The sequence below is a fragment of the Microvirga sp. P5_D2 genome, from assembly GCF_054049475.1.
The window spans coordinates 1-10587 of sequence record NZ_JBFUMH010000176.1; the positions used below are offsets into that span (position 1 = coordinate 1).

The following is a 10587-nucleotide window of genomic DNA, read 5'->3' on the forward strand; positions in this document are numbered from 1 at the left end:
ATGCGAGGACGGCACAATCATCCTCCTCACCAGCGACGGCTTCTCAGCTTTGGTGGATCTCTATGGCGTCCTCGATGCCAAAGGCCTACTGGAAGCGGCCATCGCTTCCGGCCTGGAGCCCCTGGCCCGGAAGGCGAGGGAGGTCGAAACCGAGCAGGACCCGGATGGAAAGCTCTTTCCGCGCTTCAAGCTGAGCGACGATACGACGGCGATCCTGCTGAGGGCTTGAATGTCTTATTTTTCAAATACTTATCAGATTGGTTTGAATCTTTCTGTCAGGCGCTCCCGACGGCAGGAAAATGTGCCAAACCCGAGGTTGGGCGATGGAAGCTGTCAATGAACGCTTAAATTATTGTTATTGCTGGTATTTTTTATGTTGCTGTTGCCTCTGGAAAACCCGTCAAAAAACTTGAAAAAGGTGCCGAAAACAGCCATCTAAGAATTTGATTTCAATTGGATTCGCGGGGCTGCCGATTGGCTTGACGATGCGGCATGAAAAAGCCGCCTCTCGCGAAAGGGCAGACCGTTTTAAGAAAGATCAACCTTGACCGATCCGAACGATATCCGCCCCGGCGGCCCTGGCGGGGACCAGCCGGCGAGCGACATCAAGCTGATTTCCATCGTCGACGAGATGAAGCGCTCCTATCTCGATTACGCCATGAGCGTGATCGTGAGCCGCGCTCTGCCCGATGCGCGCGACGGCCTCAAACCCGTGCATCGGCGTATCCTCTACGCCATGAACGAGGGCGGCTACACGCCCGACAAGAAACACGTGAAATCGTCCCGCATCGTCGGTGACGTGATGGGTCAATATCACCCGCACGGCGACAGCGCGATCTATGACGCCTTGGTGCGCATGGCGCAGGATTTCTCGCTGCGGCTGATGCTCGTGGACGGGCAGGGCAATTTCGGCTCCGTGGACGGCGATCCTCCGGCGGCGATGCGCTACACCGAGTCCCGTCTCGCCAAGGCGGCCATGCCTTTGCTCGAGGACATCGACAAGGACACGGTTGATTTCAATCCGAACTACGACGAGTCGAAATACGAGCCCTCGGTTCTGCCGGCGCGGTTCCCGAACCTGCTCGCCAACGGCGCGGGCGGCATCGCGGTCGGCATGGCCACCAACATGCCTCCTCACAATCTGGGCGAAGTCATTGGCGGCTGCCTGGCCTATATCGACAACGTCGACATCTCGGCCGAAGAGCTGATCGAGATCATTCCCGGTCCGGATTTCCCGACCGGCGCGCTGATCCTCGGCCGCGCGGGCGTGAAGTCGGCTTACACGACGGGCCGCGGCTCCATCGTCATGCGCGCCAAGTCGGAAGTGGAGGAGGTGCGCAAGGACCGCGAGGCCCTCATCTTCTCCGAGATCCCGTATCAGGTGAACAAGGCGTCGCTAATCGAGAAAATCGCAGAGCTCGTACGCGAGAAGAAAATCGAGGGTATCTCCGACCTGCGCGATGAATCCGATCGCGACGGCATGCGCATCGTGGTCGAGATCAAGCGCGACGCCATGGCGGACGTAGTGCTCAACCAGCTCTACCGCTACACGCCCCTGCAGACGAGCTTCGGCGCGAACATGGTGGCGCTGAACGGCGGCCGCCCCGAGCTGATGACCCTGAAGGACCTGATCAAGGCCTTCGTCGATTTCCGCGAGGAAGTCGTTTCCCGACGCACTAAGTACCTGCTCAACAAGGCCCGCGAGCGCGCCCATATCTTGTGCGGCCTTGCCATTGCTGTCGCCAATATCGACGAGGTCATCCGCCTCATCCGCACGGCGCCGGATCCGAACTCAGCCCGCGAAGCCCTCATGGGCCGCGACTGGCCGGCTCACGACATCGCGCCGCTGATCGCGCTCGTCGACGACCCGCGCCACAGGATCAATGATGACGGCACCTATCGTCTCTCCGAGGCGCAGGCGCGCGCCATCCTCGAACTGCGCCTGCAGCGCCTCACGGCTCTCGGCCGGGACGAGATCGGCGACGAGCTGTCCAAGCTTGCGGCCGAGATCTCGGAATTCCTCGAGATCCTGCGCTCTCGCGCGCGCATCATGGACATCATCAAGACGGAGYTCATCGAGGTTCGCGATACCTTCGCCACGCCGCGCAAGACCCAGATCGTCGATTGGGATTCCGACGTCGACGACGAGGACCTGATCGCCCGCGAGGACATGGTCGTCACCGTGTCCCATGCCGGCTACATCAAGCGCGTGCCACTCTCCGCCTACCGGTCGCAACGCCGCGGCGGCAAGGGCCGCGCCGGCATGACGACACGCGACGAGGATTTCGTCACCCGCCTGTTCGTGGCCAACACGCATACGCCGCTGATCTTCTTCTCGTCCGAAGGACAGGCCTACAAGGAGAAGGTGTGGCGCCTGCCGCTGGCTGCTCCGAACGCCAAGGGCAAGGCCCTGGTGAACATGCTGCCGATCAAGCAGGGCGAGCGCATCACCACCGTCATGCCGCTGCCCGAGGAGGAAGCCTCCTGGGACAAGCTCGACGTGATGTTCGCGACCTCGCGCGGCACGGTCCGCCGCAACAAGCTGTCGGACTTCGTGCAGGTCAATCGCGGCGGCAAGATCGCCATGAAGCTGGACGAGGGCGATCACATCGTCGACGTGCAGATCTGCTCCGAGCATGACGACGTGCTGCTCACCACAGCCGATGGCCAGTGCATCCGCTTCCCGGTGACGGATGTGCGCGTGTTCAAGGGGCGTGACTCCATGGGCGTGCGCGGCATCAACTTGGCCAAGGGCGACGACATCATCTCCATGGCGATCCTGCGCCACGTGGATGCCACGGGCGACGAGCGCGCGGCCTATCTCAAGATGCGTCGCGCCGTCATGGGCGAGCAGTCGAGCGCTGAAACCGAAACTACGGACGATGCGGAGGAGACGGAAAGCTCCAATGCCTCCCTGTCGCAAGAGCGCTACGCAGAGATGAGCGCGCTGGAGCAGTGCATCCTGACGATCTCCGAGAAGGGCTACGGCAAGCGCACTCTGTCCTATGAGTACCGCATTACCGGGCGCGGCGGCAAAGGCATCACGGCCATGGCGGTCAACAGCCGTAACGGCAAGCTGGTGGCGTCGTTCCCGGTCGAGAACTCCGACCAGATCATGCTCGTCACCGATGGCGGCCAGCTCATCCGCGTGCCCGTCGACGGCATCCGCACCGTCGGCCGCAACTCACAAGGCGTCACGATCTTCTCGACCAAGGGTAAAGAGAAGGTCGTCTCGGTGGAGCACATCGAGGGCGAAGATGCCGAGGAGGGCGATGACATCGCGGAAATCGGCGAGGATGATGCTACCGAGGGCGGTGAGGAGTAAGACTCCGTCTGCCGCAGTCTCGCTGACAAATACAAAAGGGCGCCCATTCGGCGCCCTTTCTCTTTCATGGGCTGCCGATATCAATTGCCCAGAAGCTTCGCATATTCCTTGAGGAGTTTGTCTGCGAACTGGTCCGCGCTCCCCTGATTGGTGGTGAGGCGGATTTTGACGAAGTTCGCTTTGCTGACCGTGATGAACACGTATGAATCGCGTTTCTGCTGCCGCTGTGTGATGCTCAGATGAGCTGTCGCGAAACCGCCTGTCGTGGATTTGTCGACGAGCTTGGCGTCGTCGTAGCCGCCTCCGGCGACGCTTGCTGCGATTTCCTCAAGCGGCGATTCAAGCTCACTCGCCGCATCTTTGCGGGCGGTTGCCGAAGTCAGCTTCTTGTCGCGGTTATAGACATAAATGTCGGCCCAGGTTTGGGCATTGCCATACCTTACGCCGAAGCCCAATGGAGGGTTGTGAAAGTCGGTCTGTTCGAGCCGTGGCAGGCCGGCAAGCTGTCGAGGAAAAGGATAGCCGTCGATCTCAGTTACCGCGGCGGGAACGACGCTTTTCGTCGGTTGCGCGACGCTTGGAGAGCCGAAGGTGCAGATGAGCGCAAAAGCTAGATAGACGCTCAGGGAACGAGCGGCGCCCGAAAGGCGACCCATGAAACTCTCCTGCCGTGAATGAACGAAGTATCATATCCACAGCGGGAGCTCTGTCTAGGGTGCGATGGCGGCTGAAGCGAATTCAGCCTAGAACTACGTAAGCGCTCGAGACTGCGGCCGGAGTCAGGACAGCGACTGCGGTGGCGACGACGACAATGAGACGAACCATCATGGGAGATCTCCTTAACCTTTCGTAAATGTGGTTATAGAGCGTTCCCCAATCGTGGCCGTGCGCTGGCGCACGGCTACATATTCTGCAGGACCTTGCTCATCTGAGCGCCGAAGGCTTCCGCTCCGCCTCGGGTTGCGGCCCTTTGAGGGCCATGTACTCAAACCCGGCCGGACGCCCGCCGAGGACGGTCTTTCCATTGGACAATCCTGCCACTCAACCCGACTAGGTGAAGCCCATGACGTCCTGAGGCGGTMAGGGGCATAGATGGTAAATGTCTGCGCAAGGGCGGCCGGAACCGAAAGGCTGAGAGGGGCCTATTCAACTCTTTGGGTGAAAATCGGTTTGCCTTTGAATGCCCGATTGGTCGAAGCCGCTTTTTCCAAAGATGACCTCGCCGATGCCGATGCGAAGCTTTCGCGCTGGTCCGTGACCTTTCAGCACAGCGGCCCGTTCATCCGGGTCGGCATGCGTGAAATCCTCTCCGTCGGCGAGCACGCAATCGATGACGGAAACCTGACCCAGGATCTGGCTTCCCGTGCCCAGATGGCTCGTGCCGTAGACGCTGGCGCCCGATGCGTAGCGCCCTCTATCGCCGATCGTGATTCTTGCGCCTGGACGATCGGCTTTGGCAGTAAATCCGCCATTGCCAAATGTATTGCCGCTGCCGACTGATATCTTGCCGCCGCAGGCATCGATCATCGTCAGCGAATGGAAGGTGTTCCCGTCTCCGATGCTGCAGTCGGAATCTGACCTGCATCGTATCGTCGTGCAGGGGTAGAACAGGTTTCCCGAGCCGAGCTTTGCATGACGTGAAATCAGGGTAGAGAAGGGGTCATAGATGGTGTTGCGGTCGCACAGCGACAGCGTTTCTTCTATCGTCAGGAAGTCATCACGCCGGCGAATATCATCGATGATAGCCGTCATTGAGAAGCCCTTTTGAAATATGAGCAAAACCCTCGAAATTGCTCACGTCCATCTGAGAGCGGGTTATCGCCGTGAGTCTCGACGGTTTTGTGCTATAATATTGCAACAACGGATCGCGGTTTGTGTAAAGGGAAAAATGTGACTTGTTCTAGGCCGCTTGCCCTGCGGCCAGTCTCAAGCTACGCCTTGAGACTATGAAACGTACCGCCCTCTATACCGGCAGCTTCGACCCCGTCACGAACGGCCATCTGGATGTCCTGCGCCAGGCTTGCCGCGTAGCCGACAGGATTGTCGTCGCCATCGGCGTCCATTCCTCGAAGGCACCCATCTTCAGCCCCGAGGAGCGGGCGGAGATGCTGCTTGAGGTCTGCGGGCCTGTGCTGAAGGCCGAAGGGGTGGAACTCGAGGTCGTGACCTTCAGCGATCTCGCCGTGACGGCCGCCAAGCGCCATGGAGCGAGCCTCATCATCCGCGGCCTGAGGGACGGCACCGATCTCGACTATGAAATGCAGATGGCCTCGATGAACGCCACCATGGCGCCAGAGGTCCAAACCCTGTTCTTCCCCGCATCGCCCCTGGTTCGCCCCATCACCGCCACGCTTGTGCGCCAAATCGCGGGAATGGGGGGCGACGTTTCGGCCTTCGTGCCCGGCCTTGTCGCCGAGCGGTTGAAGGCCAAAATCACGCGGCAATAAAGTTTCTCAATCCCCAACAGGAGACCTCGACCCATGAAGCGTTTGCTCGCAGCCTCCGCGCTCGTGCTCGCCGGCCTTGTCCCGGCCTTTGCGCAGCCTGCCAACGATCCCCAGAACACTGTCTATCTCGACACCAAGGACGGCCGCATCACCATCCGCCTTCGTCCGGACCTGGCGCCCAAGCATGTGGAGCAGATCAAGGCGCTCACGAAGCAGGGCTTCTATAACGGCGTGGTGTTCCACCGGGTGATCGACGGCTTCATGGCCCAGACGGGCGATCCGACCGGCACCGGCACGGGCAAGTCCAACCTGCCCAACATCCCGGCCGAGTTCACCAGCACGCAGTACAAGCGCGGCGCGGTGGGCATGGCCCGCTCGCAGAGCCCGGACTCGGCCAACAGCCAGTTCTTCATCTGCTACGAGGGCTGCGGACCGCTGACCGGCCAGTACACCCTCTTCGGCGAGGTCGTGTCCGGCATGGACGTGGCCGACAAGATCAAGAAGGGCAATCAGGCTGCCAACGGCATGGTCACGAGCCCGGACAAGATCGTGAAGATGCAGCTCGCGGCCGACGCGAAGTAATGATCTCAGGCCTCCTTCATCCAGCGCGGCGAGCCATCGCCGCGCTTCTGCTTTCCGTTGTCTGGGCCTCGCCCGTCGCGGCGCAGGGAGGCTCGTGGTTCGACGATCCGGATGAGAGGCAAGAGCAGCTGGAGCCACAGCCGAGCCTTCCAGAAGGCCTCGGCGGTACCATCCGGCCCAACCCGGAGGCGCGCTCCGTCCCACGGGTCGACCGGATCGCAGATGTCTTCGCCTCTATCCAATCCTGCTGGCGCCCGCCGGCGGGAAGCGGCTATTCCGGACAGGAAATCACCTTGCGCATGAGCTTCAGGCGTAACGGCGAGGTCCTGGGCCAGCCTCGGATTACATATTACAAGGCAGGGACGGTGCCGGATCAGCGTGAGCCCTTCACGCGTTCGGTCCGCGAGGCTTTCGTGCGCTGCACGCCTTTGCCTGTCACGGAAAGTTTGGGACGCGCCATCGCCGGTCGCATCTTCACCTTCCGTTTCATCGATGCTCAGCCTATGTGAATGAGCAGAACGCCGATTTGGACAATATGACGCCAGGATAGGAGAATCTGATGGCAGACCCTGAAAATACACTCATCATGGAAACCACCAAGGGCCGCGTGGTCATCGAGCTGCGCCCCGATCTCGCCCCCGGCCATGTGGAGCGCATCAAGACCCTGGCCCGCAAGGGTTTTTATGACGGCGTCGCCTTCCATCGGGTGATCGAGGGCTTCATGGCCCAGACCGGCTGCCCGCAGGGCACCGGCACCGGCGGTTCCGACTTGCCGGACCTGAAGGCCGAGTTCAACGCCGAGCCCCACGTGCGCGGCACCTGCTCGATGGCGCGGACGAACTTCCCGCACTCCGCCAATTCGCAGTTCTTCATCTGCTTCGACGATGCCAGCTTCCTCAACAAGCAGTACACCGTGTGGGGCAAGGTGACCGAGGGCATGGACAACGTGGACAAGATCAAGCGCGGCGAGCCCGTGCGCGATCCGGACCGTATCGTCTCCCTGAAGGTCGCGGCTGACGCCGCTTAAGACTTCACTCGTCATGGCCGGGACGAGCCCGGCCATGACGAGTGAATGAACATTCTTCATGCGCGTCGACCTCTTCGATTTCGAGCTACCCGAGCGGAACATCGCGCTCCGCCCCGTGGAGCCGCGCGATGCCGCGCGCATGCTCGTGGTCAGGCCCGAGGCAGCTTTCGAGGACCGCAGCGTTCGCGAGCTGCCGGATCTGCTGCAGTCCGGCGATGTGCTGGTGCTCAACAACACCAAGGTCATTCCCTCCCGGCTCTACGGCCTGCGTGTGCGCGAGGAGACGGCGGCGCGCGTGGAGATCATGCTGCACAAGCGCGAGGGCGCCGACCGCTGGCGCGCATTCGCGCGTCCGGCGAAGAAGCTCAATGTGGGCGACCGCATCCGTTTCGGTGAACCATCCGAGAGCACAGCCTGCGAACTCGTGCGCCTCGATGCGGAGGTCGAGGAAAAAGGCGAGGGCGGCGATGTTGCCCTGCGTTTCTCATTCTCCGGTCCATTTCTCGACGAGGCGATTGCCCGTCTCGGTGAGCTGCCCTTGCCGCCTTACATCGCGGGCAAGCGGGCAACCGACGACAAGGACCGCACCGATTATCAAACCGTCTACGCGCAGGATGAAGGCGCCGTCGCTGCCCCGACTGCTGGGCTGCATTTCACGGATGAGCTTTTCCGTCGTCTGGACGAGCGCGGCATCTCGCGTCAGTTCGTGACGCTCCATGTGGGCGCAGGCACCTTCCTGCCGGTGAAAGCCGACGACACCGCCGAGCACAAGATGCATGCGGAGTGGGGCACCATCACCGAGGAGACCGCGCAGGCGCTCAACGAGGCGCGGGCGCGGGGAGGGCGGATCGTTGCCGTCGGAACCACCTCGTTGCGTTTGTTGGAGAGTGCCGCCCGCGAGGACGGGACGATTGCCCCTTTCTCCAGCGATACGGCGATCTTCATCACGCCCGGCTACCGCTTCAAGGCGGTGGATGTGCTGATGACCAATTTCCACCTGCCGCGCTCGACCCTGTTCATGCTGGTTTCCGCCTTCGCGGGGCTGGACCATATGCGCGCGGCCTATGCTCACGCCATTGAAACAGGCTATCGCTTCTATTCGTATGGCGATGCCAGTTTGCTGTTTCGGCGTTAACCCTCCATCTCAGCTCTTCCTGCCGGCATCGGCCCGGGACGACCTCATGAGGAACGAATGACCACCGAGAACTTCACCTTCACCGTCAACAAGACCGACGGCGTGGCGCGCACCGGCGAGATTCGGATGCCGCGCGGGGTCATTCGCACGCCGGCCTTCATGCCGGTGGGCACGGCTGCGACCGTCAAGGCCATGTATCCCGATCAGGTGAAGGCCCTCGGGGCGGATGTGGTGCTCGGCAACACCTATCATCTCATGCTCCGGCCCGGCGCCGAGCGGGTGGCCAAGCTTGGCGGGCTGCACCAGTTCATGAACTGGCCCTATCCGATCCTCACCGATTCCGGCGGCTTCCAGGTCATGTCGCTCGCGGCTCTGCGCAAGGTTGACGAGAGCGGCGTCACTTTCCAGTCCCATATCGACGGCTCGAAGCACTTCATGTCGCCGGAGCGGTCCATCGAGATTCAGGGGCTCCTGGGTTCCGACATCCAGATGCAGCTCGATGAATGCGTGCGCCTGCCGTGCTCCGACGAGGAGGCCGAGCGGGCCATGCGCCTGTCCCTCCGTTGGGCCGAGCGCTGCCGTATCGCCTTCGGCGAGCAGCCGGGCAAGGCCATGTTCGGCATCGTCCAAGGCGGGGCCGTGGAGCGGCTGCGCATCGAGAGCGCACGCGAACTCAATGCCCTGGACCTCAAAGGCTACGCCATCGGCGGTCTCGCCGTGGGTGAGCCGCAGGATGTAATGCTGCGCATGATCGAGACCGTCGAGCCGCACATGCCCAAGGAGAAGCCGCGCTACCTCATGGGCGTGGGAACGCCGGACGATATCGTCGAGGCGGTGCGTCAGGGCGTGGATATGTTCGACTGCGTCATGCCCACCCGCGCCGGCCGCCATGGGCAGGTCTTCACCCGCTTCGGGCGCATGAACCTGCGCAATGCCAAGTTTGCCGAGGATACGCGCCCTCTCGACGAAACATCGAAATGCACGGCCTCCAACACCTATTCCAGGGCTTACCTGCACCATCTCGTCCGCTCCAACGAGATCTTGGGCATGATGCTGCTCACCTGGAACAACCTGGCCTATTACCAGGACCTCATGGCGGGCCTGCGCAAGGCCATCGCCGATGGGCGGCTTGAGGACCATATCGGCGAGGTGAAGGAAGGCTGGGCTAAAGGAGAGCGCGACAGCAAGGCCGAGATCGGCCATCACGCGGACAACATTGCCATGCCGGCGGAGGGCTAGCCCCTCTGCTTGGCGGTTATCCGCGGACAGTTGAGGATTTCGATCCCGAAACGGGGCTTTTCGATTGACCCACCGTCCAAGAGCCCCTATTTCGGGCTCACCTCTGGGGCGGGTAGCTCAGTGGTAGAGCATTCGACTTTTAATCGAATGGTCGTGGGTTCGAACCCCACCCCGCTCACCAATCTCCTCCAATGATGTCGGGCGTCGTTAAGATTGATTCTAACGGCATCCTTATTCTGATTCAATTTTCCCAGCGTATCTCCAGAGTGATATGTCGGGCGTCGTTAAGATTGATTCTAACGGCATCCTTATTCTGATTCAATTTTCCCAGCGTATCTCCAGAGTGATAGTCTGAGATATTGGTTGCGAATACTCGTTTGGTGTCCATAGGCGCTCCGGACGATGCTCAATCCTTAGTAAATCCTAGTGTAATGAAACAAAACCAAGTTTGGGCTGGGTAATCCAGTTAGCTTCCGACCAAGAAACTCGGTGCGGATCGGGCCCAACCGCGCATGGATGGCGTGTGCGAATGGTTACGAACACTCGCCTGAATGCCCAGGCGTCATTTAATCTGATTCAATTTAGAGTCCGTCCCGTAAATCATGAGCATCGACCCAAGCGGCGGATGAGGAGCATGACGGAAGCGGCGTAGAGGAACGCTCGGGCTGACGTGAGTGTCGCCTCAGGATCCTTCCAGAGCCTGCGATTGCGACTAATCCAGGCGAAGAATCTTTCAACAACCCAGCGGCGTGGGTGTACCGCAAAGCCGACTTGATCAGGCGGCTTTCTGACGATCTCGATTCGGATCGAAGTGGCCTGGGCCGGGGTCTCG

Annotated in this window: 9 protein-coding genes, 1 tRNA gene and 2 pseudogenes; 9 read left to right on the top strand and 3 right to left on the bottom strand. The window is 61.1% G+C overall.

The features are described from left to right. Together ACXJKO_RS26525 and gyrA are read left to right on the top strand one after the other, a co-directional pair. A pseudogene (locus ACXJKO_RS26525) lies at nucleotides 1–229 on the top strand (hypothetical protein); the annotation flags it as partial. A 315-nt stretch (nucleotides 230–544) separates the two neighbouring features. Further along, on the top strand, nucleotides 545–3325 hold the full coding sequence (gene gyrA, locus ACXJKO_RS26530; RefSeq protein WP_457094048.1) for a DNA gyrase subunit A: 2781 nt from the start codon (nucleotides 545–547) through the stop codon (nucleotides 3323–3325). Nucleotides 3326–3405: 80 nt separating this feature from the next. On the opposite strand, the gene ACXJKO_RS26535 is transcribed toward gyrA, so the two are convergent. After that, a complete protein-coding gene (locus ACXJKO_RS26535) occupies nucleotides 3406–3981 on the bottom strand; it encodes a hypothetical protein (protein ID WP_457094049.1) in 576 nt (191 codons plus the stop codon). 490 nt (nucleotides 3982–4471) lie between these two features. Continuing rightward, a complete protein-coding gene (locus tag ACXJKO_RS26540; protein ID WP_457094050.1) occupies nucleotides 4472–5077 on the bottom strand; it encodes an AraC family transcriptional regulator in 606 nt (201 codons plus the stop codon). A gap of 194 nt (nucleotides 5078–5271) precedes the next feature. On the opposite strand from ACXJKO_RS26540, the gene coaD reads away from it, so the two are divergent. The 7 genes from coaD to ACXJKO_RS26575 all read left to right on the top strand — a co-directional run bounded on the left by coaD (nucleotide 5272) and on the right by ACXJKO_RS26575 (nucleotide 9936). Beyond that, nucleotides 5272–5772: a pantetheine-phosphate adenylyltransferase gene (gene coaD / locus ACXJKO_RS26545; protein ID WP_457094051.1), complete on the top strand. Its 501-nt coding sequence runs from the start codon at nucleotides 5272–5274 to the stop codon at nucleotides 5770–5772. A gap of 33 nt (nucleotides 5773–5805) precedes the next feature. Then, nucleotides 5806–6354, top strand: a complete 549-nt coding sequence (locus ACXJKO_RS26550; protein ID WP_457094052.1) for a peptidylprolyl isomerase — start codon at nucleotides 5806–5808, stop codon at nucleotides 6352–6354. After that, entirely contained in the window at nucleotides 6354–6863 is a 510-nt protein-coding gene (locus ACXJKO_RS26555; protein WP_457094053.1) for a hypothetical protein, read from the top strand. The genes ACXJKO_RS26550 and ACXJKO_RS26555 overlap by 1 nt, the downstream gene beginning before the upstream one ends. 50 nt (nucleotides 6864–6913) lie before the next feature. After that, the gene (locus ACXJKO_RS26560) at nucleotides 6914–7381 is read left to right on the top strand and encodes a peptidylprolyl isomerase (RefSeq protein ID WP_457094054.1); all 468 of its coding nucleotides are present in this window, start codon (nucleotides 6914–6916) and stop codon (nucleotides 7379–7381) included. Nucleotides 7382–7439: 58 nt separating this feature from the next. Next, a complete protein-coding gene (gene queA / locus ACXJKO_RS26565; protein ID WP_457094055.1) occupies nucleotides 7440–8516 on the top strand; it encodes a tRNA preQ1(34) S-adenosylmethionine ribosyltransferase-isomerase QueA in 1077 nt (358 codons plus the stop codon). A 57-nt stretch (nucleotides 8517–8573) separates the two neighbouring features. Further along, nucleotides 8574–9755, top strand: a complete 1182-nt coding sequence (tgt, locus tag ACXJKO_RS26570) for a tRNA guanosine(34) transglycosylase Tgt (RefSeq protein WP_457094056.1) — start codon at nucleotides 8574–8576, stop codon at nucleotides 9753–9755. Between the two features lie 106 nt (nucleotides 9756–9861). After that, a tRNA-Lys gene (locus ACXJKO_RS26575) sits at nucleotides 9862–9936 on the top strand. 419 nt (nucleotides 9937–10355) lie between these two features. Here the strand turns inward: ACXJKO_RS26575 and ACXJKO_RS26580 are convergent. Then, nucleotides 10356–10587: pseudogene (locus ACXJKO_RS26580) on the bottom strand (IS5/IS1182 family transposase); the annotation flags it as partial.